General features: G+C 59.9%; 13 protein-coding genes and 1 pseudogene. 13 read left to right on the top strand and 1 reads right to left on the bottom strand.

Features of this window, described 5'->3' with window-relative positions; all coding sequences use genetic code 11:
- On the top strand, nucleotides 1-84 hold an 84-nt coding region (locus tag RTCK_RS09395; RefSeq protein WP_185927978.1), incomplete at its 5' end, for a TIGR02186 family protein.
- The gene (locus tag RTCK_RS21205) at nucleotides 80-343 is read left to right on the top strand and encodes a DUF433 domain-containing protein (protein WP_408004521.1); all 264 of its coding nucleotides are present in this window, start codon (nucleotides 80-82) and stop codon (nucleotides 341-343) included. The genes RTCK_RS09395 and RTCK_RS21205, both read left to right, overlap by 5 nt.
- A gap of 632 nt (nucleotides 344-975) precedes the next feature.
- Here the strand turns inward: RTCK_RS21205 and acnA are convergent.
- The gene (gene acnA, locus RTCK_RS09385) at nucleotides 976-3,612 is read right to left on the bottom strand and encodes an aconitate hydratase AcnA (RefSeq protein WP_142592598.1); all 2,637 of its coding nucleotides are present in this window, start codon (nucleotides 3,610-3,612) and stop codon (nucleotides 976-978) included.
- Between the two features lie 180 nt (nucleotides 3,613-3,792).
- Here acnA and RTCK_RS09380 point away from each other — a divergent pair, with 180 nt between their 5' ends.
- The 11 genes and pseudogenes from RTCK_RS09380 to RTCK_RS09330 all read left to right on the top strand — a co-directional run bounded on the left by RTCK_RS09380 (nucleotide 3,793) and on the right by RTCK_RS09330 (nucleotide 15,425).
- Nucleotides 3,793-4,719, top strand: a complete 927-nt coding sequence (locus RTCK_RS09380) for a GntR family transcriptional regulator (protein WP_142592597.1) — start codon at nucleotides 3,793-3,795, stop codon at nucleotides 4,717-4,719.
- Between the two features lie 86 nt (nucleotides 4,720-4,805).
- Nucleotides 4,806-5,900, top strand: a complete 1,095-nt coding sequence (locus tag RTCK_RS09375; protein ID WP_142592596.1) for an isocitrate/isopropylmalate dehydrogenase family protein — start codon at nucleotides 4,806-4,808, stop codon at nucleotides 5,898-5,900.
- A gap of 124 nt (nucleotides 5,901-6,024) precedes the next feature.
- The gene (locus RTCK_RS09370) at nucleotides 6,025-7,131 is read left to right on the top strand and encodes an ABC transporter substrate-binding protein (RefSeq protein WP_142592595.1); all 1,107 of its coding nucleotides are present in this window, start codon (nucleotides 6,025-6,027) and stop codon (nucleotides 7,129-7,131) included.
- Between the two features lie 63 nt (nucleotides 7,132-7,194).
- Entirely contained in the window at nucleotides 7,195-8,955 is a 1,761-nt protein-coding gene (locus RTCK_RS09365; RefSeq protein WP_142592594.1) for an ABC transporter permease, read from the top strand.
- The gene (locus tag RTCK_RS09360; RefSeq protein ID WP_142592593.1) at nucleotides 8,948-10,024 is read left to right on the top strand and encodes an ABC transporter ATP-binding protein; all 1,077 of its coding nucleotides are present in this window, start codon (nucleotides 8,948-8,950) and stop codon (nucleotides 10,022-10,024) included. The genes RTCK_RS09365 and RTCK_RS09360 overlap by 8 nt, the downstream gene beginning before the upstream one ends.
- A 62-nt stretch (nucleotides 10,025-10,086) precedes the next feature.
- Nucleotides 10,087-10,785 carry a 6,7-dimethyl-8-ribityllumazine synthase gene (locus tag RTCK_RS09355; protein ID WP_142592592.1) on the top strand — a complete coding sequence of 233 codons (699 nt, stop codon included), beginning with the start codon at nucleotides 10,087-10,089 and terminating at the stop codon, nucleotides 10,783-10,785.
- Between the two features lie 2 nt (nucleotides 10,786-10,787).
- The gene (otnK, locus tag RTCK_RS09350; RefSeq protein WP_142592591.1) at nucleotides 10,788-12,059 is read left to right on the top strand and encodes a 3-oxo-tetronate kinase; all 1,272 of its coding nucleotides are present in this window, start codon (nucleotides 10,788-10,790) and stop codon (nucleotides 12,057-12,059) included.
- Nucleotides 12,056-12,694: a 3-oxo-tetronate 4-phosphate decarboxylase gene (otnC, locus tag RTCK_RS09345; protein WP_142592590.1), complete on the top strand. Its 639-nt coding sequence runs from the start codon at nucleotides 12,056-12,058 to the stop codon at nucleotides 12,692-12,694. Before otnK ends, otnC begins: the two co-directional genes overlap by 4 nt.
- Before the next feature lie 9 nt (nucleotides 12,695-12,703).
- A pseudogene (gene rraA, locus RTCK_RS21200) lies at nucleotides 12,704-13,179 on the top strand (ribonuclease E activity regulator RraA).
- A 10-nt stretch (nucleotides 13,180-13,189) separates the two neighbouring features.
- The gene (locus RTCK_RS09335) at nucleotides 13,190-14,023 is read left to right on the top strand and encodes a TIM barrel protein (RefSeq protein WP_142592589.1); all 834 of its coding nucleotides are present in this window, start codon (nucleotides 13,190-13,192) and stop codon (nucleotides 14,021-14,023) included.
- 1 nt (nucleotide 14,024) lies between these two features.
- Nucleotides 14,025-15,425 (top strand): NAD-dependent succinate-semialdehyde dehydrogenase, encoded by a 1,401-nt coding sequence (locus RTCK_RS09330; protein ID WP_142592588.1) that lies wholly within the window; start codon nucleotides 14,025-14,027, stop codon nucleotides 15,423-15,425.
- Nucleotides 15,426-15,428 lie beyond the last annotated feature (3 nt).

Genomic DNA, 15,428 nt, shown 5'->3' with positions numbered 1-15,428 from the left:
CAGCCGATCGCCTACGGCTTCCTGTGCGTCCTGATCGCGGTGATAACGGGCTGGGGCGCCAGCCTGATCTTCCGCAAGGATTGAATATGCCAATCTCGCCGGCGCCACGGTCGAAGAGGTTCTTCGCGACTATCCCTCATTGAAGGAACAACAGGTCGTGGCGGCGCGAGCTTATGCGGAGGCGCATTCGAAGGCGGGTCGACCGTACCCGAAGCAAACGGCAAAACCCCCATGCCCGCAGCCGATCTTAGCGCGCTGGATGACTGAGATTGAACATCTGCTCGATAATGTACTGAGGTCCACCCGAGCCGCACGGGATCTCGTTGCTTTTCCTACGTCCTGATTGGCTTTGAAGACCGCGTCTATCACCTGATCTCCAGCATCCCAAAGTTCCAGAAAGGCCGGAGACTACCAGTGGGCACAAGATCTGCTGCCTTGTCTCAATCCGTTTCGCGGACAGACGTGACGCGATACTCCAGCGTGCGACGAATGCGAGAAGAGCTTCGATCTCGCCCTCGTCTAGGGCGATTCCGATCAGGGGCTCCTGGGACCAGTCTTCAAGGCCTGGTAGTATTCAGCAGGTTGGACGTCGCTGAACATCCGAGGACCCTATACCGCCAGTGGATCAACATGGATCCGGATTGCGTCGGCGAGGGTGGTGACGGAGCCGGATTGCGAAATAAGGGGCGGTCTTGGTAACAGGTAGGGCCGGTTGTTATCTAGCACCCAATCCGGCACGGGGGGTAATGCGGACGTCACAGTAGGTGGAAGTCTTATTTCTGAAAATGGCTTCTGGTCTCCCAGCACGTAAGATTTGACGGCGCCGTCGGACTTCGTGAGCCATCCGTAGACCCATACCTTGCGCTCAATCAGCCGATGAAGACGGCGCAAGGTCTATCAAGACATCAGCGGGATATGTCGACAAGCCATATCCGAACACCATAGCGCCAAATAAAGAGGCCACCCGAACTTCAATCAAGCCCCCGGGGCGCTTGCTGGCCGGCACTGATTGGGGTCGAAGATGTCCTTGTGCGATGACAGGAATGTCTTCAATATTTGGGGGATCATTCCGCCTGACCGCAAGGTCTCAACTTCTTGATCAGTCTCCACCGCGGCTTGGCCCGTGACCACTTGTCGTGTGCCGAGAGAGCCCCTTATCGACAATCCAATATTACAACGAGGCGAAACGGTCAGAGCGTCGACATCGATCATGTCGCCAGCGAGAACCGAAAATTCCTGGTTGTTTGGCAGGATGATGGGAAGCACGCCCATGCCAATGAGATTGGTTCGATGAATCCTTTCGAAGCTCTTCGCGATAACCGCTCGCACACCCAACATAGCGACGCCCTTTGCGGCCCAGTCGCGTGATGACCCTGCGCCGTACCGCTCTCCCGCGACAACGACCACCGACCGACGTTCTCTCCTGTAGCGTTCCGCGATTTCCCATAAGGGACCCTCTTCATTGCTGGGGGCGTGAACGGTGCTGCTCGCCGGGCGTCTGGCGAGCAGCAGGTTCGCGGCAGTACGGTTGTCGAAGAGGCCGCGAACCATTACTTCCCAGTTGCCGCGGCGGGCGGCATAAACGTTCAGGTCATCCTCAGGGGCGCCGGCCGAGACGAGGTATCTGCCGGCATAGCTTTGGGCGGATATTTGCCCGGCAGGCGAGATATGATCCGTCGTCATGTCATCGCCAAGCACAAGCAGAGGATGCGCCGTATACCTGCCCAAACGGCTGGCAAGCTCGGCTGCAGCAAAAGGAGGGCGTCGAATATATGTGGAGGCATGATCCCAAGGGAAGGTTGGCGTGGTAGGCGCTTCCAAATCCCGCCACGACACATTCTTCTCCGCCTCCTGGAATGCCTGCCGAAAGTCCCCGGCTTGCGAGAAGTCGCGGAGGACCGCCTCGATTTCCTCGTCGCTGGGGAGCAGGTCCCGTAGCCGGACGAGTTCGCCGTCCGGCCCTTCGGCCACCTTCGTATTCAGAGGATCTGCTACGAGCTTTCCGAGCAATGCCAAGGCGACGACATGCGGCGGTGAGGCCAGAAAGCCAAATTCAAGACTTGGGTGAACACGTCCGGGAAAGTTTCGGTTACCGGACAATAGGGCGGCAGCGACGGTGCCGCCTGCGATCGCATCTGCCATATCTTTTTGGAGCGGGCCCGAATTCCCGATGCAGGTCGTGCAGCCGTGGCCGACGATACCAAAGCCGATCTGCTCAAGGTCGGACAGTAGCCCGCTCCGCCTAAGGAAAAACTCGGCCGAGGGCGACCCGGGAGCAAGCGACGTCTTGACCCATTTCGGCGGGTGGAGGCCGAGCCGGACAGCCTTGCGAGCGACCAAGCCAGCTGCCGCCAGCAGCTTCTGGTCCGTGGTATTTGTGCAGCTTGTGATGGCGGCGATGGCAATCGCCCCGTGCGGGATGGACGATTGGGTGCAGGCGAAAATGCGGCCGCTGGCTGTCTCCAGCGCCGACGCTGCGGCTGCCAGAGAGATTTTGTCCTGCGGCCGGCGGGGCCCTGCCACCAAGGGCTCGACCGTCGAAAGGTCAAGGTTGATGATGCGCGTGTAGCGCGGGGTGGCTGACGGGTCGAACCAGATCCCCAAGCCGCGGGCGACGGATTCGACAAGCGCGCAGTGATCGGCCGAGCGTCCGGTCGCTCTAAGGTAGGCAATGGTTTGTTGGTCGATCGGGAAATAGCCGGTCGACGCGCCGTACTCTGGTGCCATGTTTGCGACCACCGCCCGATCTCCCCCGGTGAGCGAACAGACACCATCGCCGAAGAATTCAACGAACTCGCCGGAGATATTGTGGCGCCTCAGAAGGCTGGTTACCTCCAAGGCCAGGTCGGTCGAAAGAACGCCCTGCGGCAGGCGTCCGCGAAGACGCACACCGACGACATCGGGGATACGCAGCATCACGGGAAAGCCGAACAGCACGCTTTCAGCCTCCAATCCGCCCACCCCCCAGGCCAGAACGCCGATACCGTTGATCATGGGCGTGTGACTGTCTGTGCCAATGAGGGTGTCGGGGAAGGCGACTTTCTTTCCGCCACGCTCCTCGACGGATATTACCGTGGCAAGCTGCTCAAGATTGATGGTGTGCATTATGCCGGTGCCTGGAGGGTGGACCTTGACCCCCGGCAGTGCCGTAGTAGCCCACTTCATCAACCGATAGCGTTCGCTGTTACGTTCCATCTCCCGCTGCATGTTGAACTCACGCGCATTGGGCTGTCCGTAGCGATCGACGCCAACGCTGTGGTCGACAGAGACATCGACCTTCAGCACCGGCGTGAGGCTCTGCGGATTGCCACCGGCTTCCGCCAGAGCGTCCCGCATGGCCGCAATGTCCACCAGTGCTGGCACGCAGGTTGTGTCATGCATCAGGACCCGCGAGGGATGAAAAGGAATTTCGGCATCACTGGATCCAATGGCGAGCCAGCACTTCATATGCTCGATTACATCTGGCAGCTTGGCAGGTTCCCGCCTCGCCACATTCTCCAATAGTACCCGTAGAACCCAAGGCAGACGAGACAGGTCCACACCGAGCATCTGGGGCAGGTCAACGGTTTCCCAATCGGCTCGGTTAACAGGAGAGATGGTCGAGAGTACCATAGCTGAACCTTATTGCATTTTTAAACACAAAAAACCAGTAATGCCGCTTATGTCAACCATGGTTTGCCACTTATTGTATTTTTTGAGTGGCGCTCGTGCAGATTTGGACGCGCCTATGTTCCCATCGTCAAAGGCTTAGCTTACAAATGGTTCATCCTGAGAGAGCGGAGGCAGCGGGGAATGCGTTCTAGCCAACTGGCACAGACCATCGCAAACGAGATCACCCTGTTGATCACTTCAGGTGATCTCGCCGTCGGCCATCACCTGAAGAGTCAGCAGCTTGCTGACCGGTTCGGGGTCTCTCGCTCTCCTGTCCGTGAGGCGATGGAAATGCTCGCTGAACAAGGACTGATCGAGCAGAAGGAAAACCGTGGCTTCTTCGTCAAAGAACCGCCGAGTACGATCGTCGAGCGAGTTCAGGAAGACGCTGAACCCTTCGAGGTGGTCAATGATTATCAGCGCCTCGCTGAGGATTGGCTGATGGATCGCATACCTGCGGAAGTCACGGAGCAGATGCTGCGGGAGCGCTATCAACTCACGAAGTCCCAAGCCAACGATGTGCTCATGCGGGCTGCACGCGAAGGCTGGGCGGAGCGCAAGCAAGGCTATGGTTGGCGTTTTCTGCCGGTGGCAAAGACACCGGCGGCTTTTGAGCAGATCTACCGGTTTCGGATGTTGATCGAGCCGGCCGCCATGTTGGAGCCGGAATTCCAGCTCGACCGCAGGATCATCGATGAGCAACGGCGGATCCAGATGCGAATGCTGGAGACGGACATTCAGCGTCTTCCGGCCGAGCGACTTCTGCACAACGGTGCGCTGTTCCACGAAGAACTGATAAAGATGTCCAACAACCCCTTTTTCCACATTTCCCTGGTGCGCGTGAACCGGATGCGGCGCCTTCTGGAATATCGGTCGCGGGTGGACCGCAGCAGGACGGTGAGGCAGTGCCAGGAACACCTTGAAATTCTTGATCTTCTTGAGCGGGGGGAGATTGTGGAGGCTTCCTTCGTCATGCGACGACACCTTGGGGGAGCCCTGTCGAAGAAGTCACCGGTGGCGTGGTCCTGGTCACAGCAGGCTCATGAAAAACAGCTAGCCGAAAAATAGCGATTGCATTTTTAAATTCAAAAAGCCAATAATCCTCCCGTGACGTTGCGCGGCCCGATGGTCGTGGCCCCATGGGAGATTGTTGGATGAGAATTTTTGTTACGCCATGTGACGGCATCGGGCCGGAGATCACAGCGGCAACTATGGAGGTCCTGAAGGCGACGGATGCAGCCTTCGGTCTAGGCCTCGATTACCACTTCGAGGACACCGGCTTCACGAGCCTCGAGAAGTTCGGCACGACGCTTCGCGACGAGACGATCGACCGCGCCCGGACCTTCGACGGCATCATCCTCGGGCCGCAGTCGCACATGGATTATCCGGCGCGCGACAAGGGAGGCGTCAATGTGTCGGCCGGCTTCCGAGTGAAGCTCGACCTCTACGCCAATGTCCGTCCGGCCCGTTCCCGTCACTTCCTGAACGATGCCAAGAAGATGGACCTCGTCATCATGCGCGAGGCTACCGAGGGCTTCTATCCGGACCGCAACATGTATGCCGGTACCGGCGAATTCATGCCGACGCCGGAGGTTGCCCTTTCCGTAAGAAAGATTACCGCGTCTGCCTGCGAGCGCATCGCACGCCAAGCTTTCCTGCTGGCGATGAAGCGCAACAAGAAGGTTACCGCGGTCCACAAGGCGAACAATTTCATTCTCACGGACGGGCTTTTCCTGAAGCAAGTCCGCAAAGTAGCTGCCGAGTTCCCGGAAGTTACGCTGAGCGAGTTCATCATCGACGCTATGGCCGCCCATCTGGTGCGCGATCCGTCCCGTTTCGACGTCATCGTTGCGACGAACTTCTACTCGGACATCCTATCCGATCTGGCGAGTGAACTTTCCGGAAGTCTTGGACTCGCGGGGTCGATCAATGCGAACGCCGAGACTGGGCTGGTTTGCGCCCAGGCGCAGCACGGGTCAGCGCCCGATATCCAGAACCAGAACATCGCTAATCCAACTTCGCTCATTCTGTCGGCGGCGATGATGCTGAGTTGGCTCGGCGAGCAGCGCGGTCTTCCTCAGTTCGAAGCCGCCGGGGCAGAGATCGAGCGCGCGGTGGACGAGGTTCTGGCCAACCCCGCAAGCCGGACGCGTGATCTCGGAGGAACCATGAATACGGACGCGTTCGGCTCTCTCGTGGCCGCCGCGGTCCGGAGCAGCGGTGGCGATCGTAAAGTTGCGGCTGGGTAAGAGACTTTGCATTTTGGCGATAAAAAAGCCAAACATGCAGAGGTGGAGGAAGCGAGGGCGGGGCGTCCTGCTCTCGCATCAAGCGCCCGGAGAAGGATCTGCGGGCAAATTTGGGAGAGAAGACATGAGCAGACACATCTGGGCTGGATCGGCCGCTCTTGCGGCCACTGCGGCCGTTTTGAGCGCATTCGTTGTACCTGCGGCCGCACAGGAAGTGCCGGCCGGCTATCCGGCGGACTATGCGGACCTAGTTGCGAAGGCGAAGGAGGAGGGGACGGTTTCTATCTTCACGTCCACGGACGCCGCGCAATCGCAGAAGCTGCAGGACGGTTTTACCAAAAAGTACGGCATCAGCATCGCCTACAACGACCTGGGCACGAACGGGACCTATAACCAAGTCATCTCTGAAGCCGCAGCGAGCCAGACTACAGCAGACGTTGTCTGGAGTTCGGCCATGGACCTGCAGATGACGCTCGTGCAGGATGGATATGCCGCCGAGTATGCGTCGCCGGAAGCGGAGAACGTTCCGGACTGGGCCAACTACAAGAACATGCTGTATGCCACGACAGTCGAACCGATCGGCGTGATCTACAACACCAACGCGCTTTCGGAGGACAAGCTTCCGAAGACCTACGCGGACATGATCACCTTCTTGAAGGACAACAAGGACAGCCTGCAGGGCAAGGTGGCAACCTTCGATCCGGAGAAGAGCGGATCTGGCTTCCTTCACCATTCCAACGATGCCCGCAACCGTGATGACTTCTGGGATCTGGCGAAGGCCATGGGCGAGAACGGTGCGAAAATCTATTCGAGCTCCGGCGGCATGAAAGAGACGGTGGTTTCGGGCGAGAACGTTATCGCCATCAACATCATCGGCTCCTATGCCTTAGATTGGGTGAAGGAGAGCCCGAACCTCGGCGCTCACTTCTTCTCTGATTACACTCCCGCATTCTCTCGGCTTGCCCTAATCACCAAGGATGCTCCTCATCCGAATGCTGCCAAGCTATTTGTCGACTACGCCCTGTCGGCCGAAGGCCAGGCGCTTCTCGCGGAAGGCGGGCTGCCCTCTGTTCGCAAGGACGTGACGTCCGGCTTCAACATCGACACGCTGAACGAACGGGTCGGCGGCGGTCTCAAGCCGATTGCGGTCGATGAAGGCGTTCTCGAGTACATGGACCAGATGAAGCGCGTCCAGTTCCTCAATGACTGGAAGTCGGCTCTCGGCCGCTGATGCTTCGCTTTCCGCGGCGCTTTTCGGCGCCGCGGCTCCGCTCATGACTGCGAGAGGCTAATAATGTCCACTCATGCTCACGCACCGGCCGCAGCCGCGCTTTCCAAAGCTGCAGCCGAAAAGAAATACCCTGCGAGAATGCCACGGCACGGCAACGCGGGTGCTTACCGGATCATAGTGATCGGCCTTCTCGCCATCGCCGTCCTCGCACCAGTTGGCCTGATCATCTATCAAAGCTTCCTGACGGCCGCGTTCTTCATGCCTCGCGCCCAGTTCGGTCTCGATGCCTACCGCTATGTCTTCACCGACAAGAACTTCTACAAGGCCCTCGGCACGACCGCCGTGTTCTCCTTTGGAATGGTAGCGATCGCTGTGCCGCTCGGCGGTCTGCTGGCTTTCCTGATCACGCGCACCGACATCAAGTTCAAGCGCCTGCTCGAGATCCTGGTGCTCGTGCCGATGTTCATCTCGTCGATCGTGCTGGCATTCGGCTACACCGTATCAGTCGGTCCCACTGGCTTCGTCTCGCTCTTTGTCCGCGACATCATCGGTGTCGTCCCCTGGAACATATACAGCCTACCGGGCATGATCCTGATTGCCGGCCTCAGCCACGTTCCGCACGTTTATCTCTACGTGTCCGCTGCGATGCGGAACCTGCCGTCCGATCTGGAAGAGGCAGCACGTACTGCCGGCGCATCCGTATGGCAGGTGTCGCGCGACGTGACCTTGCCGATGGTCCTGCCGGCGCTGATCTTCGCCGCAGCCCTCAACATCCTTCTCGGCTTCGAGACCTTCGGCATCCCATTGGTTCTCGGCGATCCGAACGGCATCATGGTGCTGACAACCTACATCTACAAGCTGACGACCCTCTTCGGCACGCCGACCTACCAGTTGATGGCGGTTGTCGCCGTCGTCCTCGTCCTCATCACTCTCCCGCTCGTGTGGATGCAGAGGAAGCTGCTGCGAAATGCGCGAAAATACGCGGCTCTTGGAGGCAAGGGTGCTCGAGTCGCTACTTTGAAACTCGGCGGAAGCGGGCAAACCGTTGCCCTGTCGATCATCGGTCTCTGGCTTTTCGTTTCTGTCGTTCTTCCGATCGGCGGGATAACGGTGCGGGCCTTCGTGGATGCCTGGGGGGAGGGCGTCAGCCTTTGGAACCAGCTCACATTGAGCAACTTTGGACGGCTGCTTGAAGTGCCGAGCCTTTACAACGGCATCATCAACACGATCCTCCTGTCGGTCGTGGGCGGTGCTGCGGCAGTTGCTATCTACCTCGCGGTTGGACTTGCGGGCCACCGGAACTGGGGCATGTCGAACACGGTGCTGGACTACATCGTCCTTCTGCCACGGGCGCTGCCGGGACTGGTAATCGGTCTCGCCTTCTTCTGGGTCTTCCTCTTCGTTCCGCTCCTGACGCCTCTTCGTCCGACTCTGATCAGCCTGTTCGTAGCGTATCTTGTCGTCGGGCTTTCCTATGGGCTTCGCCTGCTGCAGGGAACACTGATCCAGGTCGCCCCGGAGCTTGAGGAATCCGCCCGTACGACCGGCGCTACCATCGGCCGCACGTGGAAAGACGTCGTCATCCCGATCGTCCGTCCCGGTCTCGCCGGTGCATGGGCGCTGATCATGATCATCTTCCTGCGGGAATATGCGACCGGCGTCTATCTCATGGGTGCGGGAACCGAAGTGATCGGCTCGCTTATGGTCTCTCTTCTGCAGACCGGCGCAATGAACACGATCGCAGCCCTGGCCCTTATCAGCATCGTATTGACGGGCGCAGGTCTCGCACTCGCCCTTCGTTTGGGAGCAAAAATCCATGACTGAACTCGTCGTCAACAATGTCCAGAAATGGCTGGGCGGCCTACAGATTCTCAAGGGAGCCTCCTTCACGGCACAACGTGGATCCATCGTGGCTCTGCTCGGCGCCTCGGGCAGCGGCAAGACCACGCTCCTGCGGTGCGTCGCAGGCCTGGAACAGCCCGAGGTCGGGCAGATCACCATCGGCGGGAAAACGGTACTGGACGGCGACCGCAAAATTGCCCTGCCGCCCGAGCAGCGGAACATCGGCCTGGTGTTCCAGTCCTACGCGCTGTGGCCGCACCGCACGGTCAAGGAAAACGTCGGCTATGGCCTCAAGCTGCGCAACGTTTCTGCTACCGACATGGAGAAACGCGTACAGGCAATCCTGGAGCGCTTGGGTCTAGGCCATCTAGCGGACCGCTACCCGTCACAACTTTCTGGTGGACAGCAGCAGCGTGTCGCGATCTGCCGGGCCCTGGTCTACGAGCCCCGCGTGCTGCTTCTCGACGAGCCGTTGTCGAACCTCGACGCGAAGCTGCGGGAGGAGGCTCGCTATTGGATCCGCAAGCTTATCCTTGACCTGGAGATCTGCGCTATCCTCGTCACCCATGACCAGAGCGAGGCGCTGGCGGCGGCGGACAATATTCTCCTCCTGCAGGATGGTCGCATCGTTCAGCAGGGCGGTCCGCAGGAGATCTACTCCAACCCCAATAGTTTCTATTCGGCAGACTTCCTTGGTGCCAACAACATCGTGAAGGCGAAGGTCCAGACGGTGGATGGAAAGACTGCGGTCATCGGCGGTGATAGCTGGAGCCTCAACGGGACTGTTCGGGAAACGTCTGGACTAGGCCCCTCGCAGGATGCTCGCGCGGTCATCCGCGTCGAGCAGATCAGCGTAACGGATCAGCCAGACGCCACCGCGCTGGAAATGAACCTCGACGACAGCATCTATCTCGGCGACCGCTGGGAATACCGGCTCAGCCGCGGCGACTTCGTCGCAAAGGCACATGGCTCGAAGCAACTGCCCTCTGGGCGGGTTTGGGCGCGGATCCCGGAAGAAAGTGTCTGGGTGTTTTCGGCGGGCCAGCAATAGCGAACCGCCATATAGCGGCCGCTGCTCCTCCCGGCGGCTGCTTCCAATCTCGGGATTCTCGCATGACTAGATCTGTTCACCGCATCGCGCTCATACATGCCACGCCAATTGCCATGGATCCGATCAGGGTGGCTTTCGAAAACGCCTGGCCGGAGGCGGAGCGGGTAAACATCCTCGAAGACAGCCTGTCCCCCGATCGGGCGAGGGAGACCGGTGTCAGCGACGAGATGACGGACCGGATCGTCGCGCTGGCGCGCTACGGCCGCATGATCGGCAGCGACGCCATTCTGTTCACATGCTCCTCCTTTGGAAGCGCCATCGAAAAGGCAGCCACCCTTGTTGACGTCCCGGTCCTGAAGCCCAACGAGGCGATGTTTGAAGCGGCCATCCGCAAGGGTGGCCGAACCGCAATGCTCTACACCTTTCCACCGGCCCGTGAGGGAATGGAGGCGGAGTTCCGCGAGGAAGCCCGCCGCGTAGACCCGAATGCCGAGATCGTGAGCTTCCTTGTCGAGGGAGCGATCGATGCCGTGCGGGCAGGCGACGAAGCGACCCACAACCGCCTCGTTGCCGAGAAGGCGGCCAAGCTGGAAGGTTTCGACGCCATCACGCTCGCCCATTTCTCAACCGCACGGGCCCTTCGGGCGGTGCAGGCGGTAACCGGCATTCCGGTCCTCAGCAGTCCTGACGCGGCAGTTGCCAAGCTTCGCCTCCTGCTCGGAGCGGTGCCGGTTGCCGGCCAGGCGGGCGGCGGAGCGTGACGATGCTGATTGGTGTCATCGCCGATGACTTCACCGGCGCAAGCGATATCGCCAACACGCTGGCCAAGGGACTGCCGGGGCAGGGAGGGCTGAGAACGGTCCAGTACCTGGGCGTGCCGAAGGAGGCAGCCGCCCGCAACGTCGAGGCAGGGGTGATCGCGCTGAAGAGCCGCTCGATCAGCACAGAGCTGGCGGTCGAGCAGTCGCTCGACGCGATGCACTGGCTGCTTGAGCAAGGTTGCCAGCAGATCGTCTTTAAATACTGCTCCACCTTTGATTCCACACCGGGGGGAAATATCGGTCCCGTCGGGGAAGCGCTTGCCACTGCGCTAGGAGTTTCGGGGGTCGTCGCTTGTCCGGCCTTTCCTGGGGCAGGCCGGACGGTTTACCAGGGCCACCTGTTTGTGAATGATCGGCTTCTCAACGAGTCCGGGCTGCAGAACCATCCCCTCAATCCCATGACGGATGCCGATATCCGGCGCTGGCTGCGTCTTCAGACGGCGGGTGAGGTGGGGCATGTTGGCATTGACGCAGTGCGGCGCGGCCCTGCCAAGATTGGCTCTGCCCTGCGCCAATGTGCCGAGGAGCGTCGTGTTCTCGTTATCGTCGATGCGATCACGGATGAGGACCTCGTCACTATTGGGCGGGCGGTGGCGGATGATCGTTTGATCACCGGTGGATCCGGGATCGCCATCGGCCTTCCTGGCAATTTCATCGAGCGCGGTCTCGCAAAGGGCACGGGCGCGGTCGATTTCAGCGTCGACGGGCCGGAAGCCATTCTTGCCGGCAGCTGCTCCGGTGCGACGCGCGGGCAGGTGGAACGGCACAGTATGCTTCACCCGTCGCTCCCGATTGACGTCGCCGGTGTCATGGACGGTTCCGTCAAGGCGGCGGACCTTACGAGCTTCCTGCTTTCCCATACCGGCAACGCACCGCTGGTCTACTCCTCGAGTACCCCGGAGGAAGTTCAGGCAAGCCAGGCGCGGTTCGGCCGCGAGAAGGTCGCGGCAGCCCTTGACGATCTTTTCGCCACCACGGCTCAGGAATTGGTGAAGTCTGGCATCCGCCGTCTCGTGGTCGCCGGTGGAGAAACCTCCGGCGCGGTCGCATCGGCTCTGGGCTACAATGCGTTGACGATCGGAAGAGAGATCGATCCGGGGGTGCCGGCACTTCTCGCTGAGGGAGAGAGGCCTGTCGCTCTGGCGTTGAAGTCCGGCAATTTCGGCGCCCCTGATTTCTTCAAAAAGGCACTCCAGAGGCTCGCTGGACGATGAGTATAGAAACCAGATTGCGTGAGGACATTGTCCGTCTGTCGAAGTCGCTGTTTGATCGCGGTTTTTCCGTCGGCTCCGCCGGCAATATCAGCGCGGCCGTCGAGGATGGCATCCTGATGACGCCGACCAACTCCTGCCTCGGCTTTCTTGACCCCGCACGTATCTCGAAGCTGGACCGCGACGGCCGACATGTCTCCGGCGACAAGCCGTCTAAGGAGGTGTTCCTGCATAGGGCCTTCTATGAGACGCGACCTCAAGCGGGAGCAGTCGTCCATCTGCATTCCACCTTCGCCACCGCGCTCTCCTGTCTCGCTGACACCGATCCGGAGGACAGCATCCCGCCACTCACTCCCTATGTGGTCATGCGTGTCGGGCAGGTGAAGCTGCTCCCTTATGTGAAGCCGGGCGATGAGCGGATGGGCGACATGATCCGTGATCTGTCTGGCCAATATGCGGCCGTCCTGCTTGCCAATCATGGTCCGGTGGTGACGGGCAAGGATATCGCCTCGGCCGTCTATGCCGCGGAGGAACTTGAGGAGACCGCGAAATTGCTCGTCCTGCTGCGGGGAGCATCTACGCGGATGCTGTCATCCGGGAACGTGGCAGAGCTGAAGTCGGTTTTCGGAGCATATTGAGGATGGAACATGAAAACTGCAGACCTGGTTGACGGCGCCCATGGGGAGAAGGTCGATTTTTGCAATCTGCCTTTTCTGATGCTGAGAAAGAAGAAGGCATTCGGCGGCCCTGTCGCGACCGTGAAATGCTTTGAAGACAATGCTCTTCTTAAAACTGAGCTTCAGAAGCCGGGGCAGGGCTTGTGATGGTCGTCAACGGCGGTGCCTCCAGCCGCGTAGCGCTTCTCGGTGATCAAATCGCAATGATCCTTCGGGACAACGGCTGGGCCGGCATTATCATCAACGGCTCGGTCAGGGACAGCGCCGAGATCGGCGAACCGGATGTAGGCGTATTTTGCCTTTCCGTCACACCAAAAAAATCGGCCAAGGAGGGTGTGGGTCGTGCTGGAGTGCCCGTCAGCTTCGGCGGCGTTACCTTCACGCCCGGCGAATATGCTTATGCGGATGCGGACGGCGTCCTGACCAGTCGTCACGATTTGCGGTAGAGGCATCAACTTGGCGGCGCCCTATTTCTCGGCTCATATCGGATATCTGTTCAGAGAGCTTGACTTCGAAAGGCGCTTCGCCGCAGCCGCCGAAGCGGGATTCCGCGCGATAGAGCATCCCTTTGTCGAGGAGCATGATGCTCTCGTGGTAAGGAGAATCCTAGCTGAGAACGGGCTTAGGTTCTCGCAGATCGCATGCGCGTTTGGCCAAGCGAAACTGTGGGAGAAAGGACTGGCTGCGCTGCCGGGGCGCGAGTGGGACTTTCGCGACAACTTCGACCAGTGCTTGGACTTCGCCTTGGCGATCGACTGCCCACTGATCCATCCGATGGCGGGTGTCCCCACTGGCGCCAGCCCGGATGCGGTGAAGGACACCTACCTCCGGAACATCGATTACGCTGTCGAAAAGACGATGCGACTGCCGATTAAGATCCTCATAGAGCCTATAAGCCATCATGCCGTACCAGGATATGCACTGAACAGCATGGCTCAAGCCGCAAGTGTTCAGGACATCTTCGGTCCCGGAAATCTATCCCTTCTTGTCGATACCTTTCACGCAGCCGCGGATGGCTTCGACCTCCCGCCCTGGATCAGGCAGAACAGCTATCGGATCGGTCACGTACATGTTGCCGACCATGGCGGCCGTAAGGAGCCCGGCACGGGCTGCATCGATTTCGAACCGATACTCAATACCCTCGTCGAAGAGGGATACGATGCGGCAATCGGCTTTGAGTACGACCCTTCCAGAACTACGCTTGAAAGTCTCGACTTCCTGCCGGTTTGGAAACAGTGGTTAATTTCAGAGGCGGACGCTGTCGGATCAACAACAACAGCAGGAGTCTGAGATGATCGTTACTACGAACCCCGCAACGGGCGAAGAGCTCGCCTCCTACCATCTGCATGATGATGCTCATGTCGATGCAGCGTTGTCCGCCGCGCTAAAGGCCCAGAAGGCGTGGAGGAAGGTGCCGGTCGAGAAGCGGGTCGAACTTCTTGGGGGCATGGCGAGAGCCCTTCGCGGGGGCAAGGCGAGATATTCCGAGATGATCACCCGCGAGATGGGCAAGCCCATCTCGGAATCGGAAGCGGAGATCGAGAAGTGCGCCTACAACTGCGATTTCTACGCCGAGCACGCCGCGGCTTATCTTGCCGACGAGCCCGTTCCGTCGAATGCCACCGAGAGCGTGGTCGCCTTCGATCCGATCGGCGTTGTCCTCGCCATTATGCCCTGGAACTATCCGTTCTGGCAGTTCTTCCGCTTCGCGGCGCCGGCCTTTGCCGCGGGTAATGGTGCGGTGCTGAAGCATGCCAACAACGTCCCTGAGTGTGCGCTGGCGATCCAAGAGATCATGAAGGAGGCAGGCTGCCCCGAGGGGCTTTTCGCCACGCTCCTCATCGACCCTTCCAAGGTGGCTGCGCTCATCGCCGACGATCGTATCGCAGCCGTGACACTGACCGGTTCGACCGAAGTCGGCGCTATAGTGGCAGCCCAGGCGGGCAAGGCCCTGAAGAAGCAGGTGCTGGAGCTCGGCGGCTCCGATCCGTTCATCGTGCTGGCAGACGCAGATCTGGAGGAGGCAGCCGCGGTTGCCGTGAAGGCGCGCTACATCAATGTCGGCCAGTCCTGCGTCAACGCCAAGCGCTTCATAGTGGAGGAAGCCATCGCGGACCGGTTTGTCGAGCTATTTTGCGTGGGTGTCGCAAAACTCAAGGTCGGCGATCCGATGGAGCGGGATACGAACATCGGGCCGATGGCACGCGAGAACCTCATGACCGCCCTTCATGCACAGGTAGAGAAGACACTCGCTGCAGGCGCGACATTGAAGGCAGGGGGCAAGCCGCTCGACCAAGCCGGGTTCTTCTATCCGCCGACGGTGCTCGATAATGTCCTTCCGGACATGGTAGCCTTCTGCGAGGAGACCTTTGGTCCGGTGGCGGCCATCATCCGCGTCAAGGATGCGGAAGAGGCGGTTCGGCTTGCAAATCAAACCGAATACGGCTTGGGCTCCGCGATCTGGACGAGAGACATGCAGCGCGCCGGCAGGCTTGCGCGCGAGGTCGACGCCGGTGCGGTCTTTATCAATGGCATGGTTGCCTCCGACCCTCGCTATCCGTTTGGCGGCATCAAGCGCTCCGGCTACGGGCGAGAACTTGGCGTCTATGGCATCCGGGAGTTCGTCAACATCAAGACGGTCTGGGTCGGGCCTGCAAAGGCCGCAGCACCGACGCCAAAGGCACCGGAGTAGGAG

Source organism: Pseudorhizobium endolithicum (assembly GCF_902153245.2).
GTDB classification, from domain to species: domain Bacteria; phylum Pseudomonadota; class Alphaproteobacteria; order Rhizobiales; family Rhizobiaceae; genus Neorhizobium; species Neorhizobium endolithicum.
Note: the sequence above shows the minus strand (reverse complement) of the source record. Positions and strands in the feature narration are given on the sequence as shown.

Coding starts and splice junctions, on each gene's coding strand:
- RTCK_RS09380 (WP_142592597.1), top strand. CDS start 3,793: ATGCGTTCTAGCCAACTGGCACAGACCATCGCAAACGAGATCACCCTG.
- RTCK_RS09365 (WP_142592594.1), top strand. CDS start 7,195: ATGTCCACTCATGCTCACGCACCGGCCGCAGCCGCGCTTTCCAAAGCT.
- otnC (WP_142592590.1), top strand. CDS start 12,056: ATGAGTATAGAAACCAGATTGCGTGAGGACATTGTCCGTCTGTCGAAG.
- RTCK_RS09375 (WP_142592596.1), top strand. CDS start 4,806: ATGAGAATTTTTGTTACGCCATGTGACGGCATCGGGCCGGAGATCACA.
- RTCK_RS09330 (WP_142592588.1), top strand. CDS start 14,025: ATGATCGTTACTACGAACCCCGCAACGGGCGAAGAGCTCGCCTCCTAC.
- RTCK_RS09370 (WP_142592595.1), top strand. CDS start 6,025: ATGAGCAGACACATCTGGGCTGGATCGGCCGCTCTTGCGGCCACTGCG.
- RTCK_RS09360 (WP_142592593.1), top strand. CDS start 8,948: ATGACTGAACTCGTCGTCAACAATGTCCAGAAATGGCTGGGCGGCCTA.
- acnA (WP_142592598.1), bottom strand. CDS start 3,612: ATGGTACTCTCGACCATCTCTCCTGTTAACCGAGCCGATTGGGAAACC.
- otnK (WP_142592591.1), top strand. CDS start 10,788: ATGCTGATTGGTGTCATCGCCGATGACTTCACCGGCGCAAGCGATATC.
- RTCK_RS09355 (WP_142592592.1), top strand. CDS start 10,087: ATGACTAGATCTGTTCACCGCATCGCGCTCATACATGCCACGCCAATT.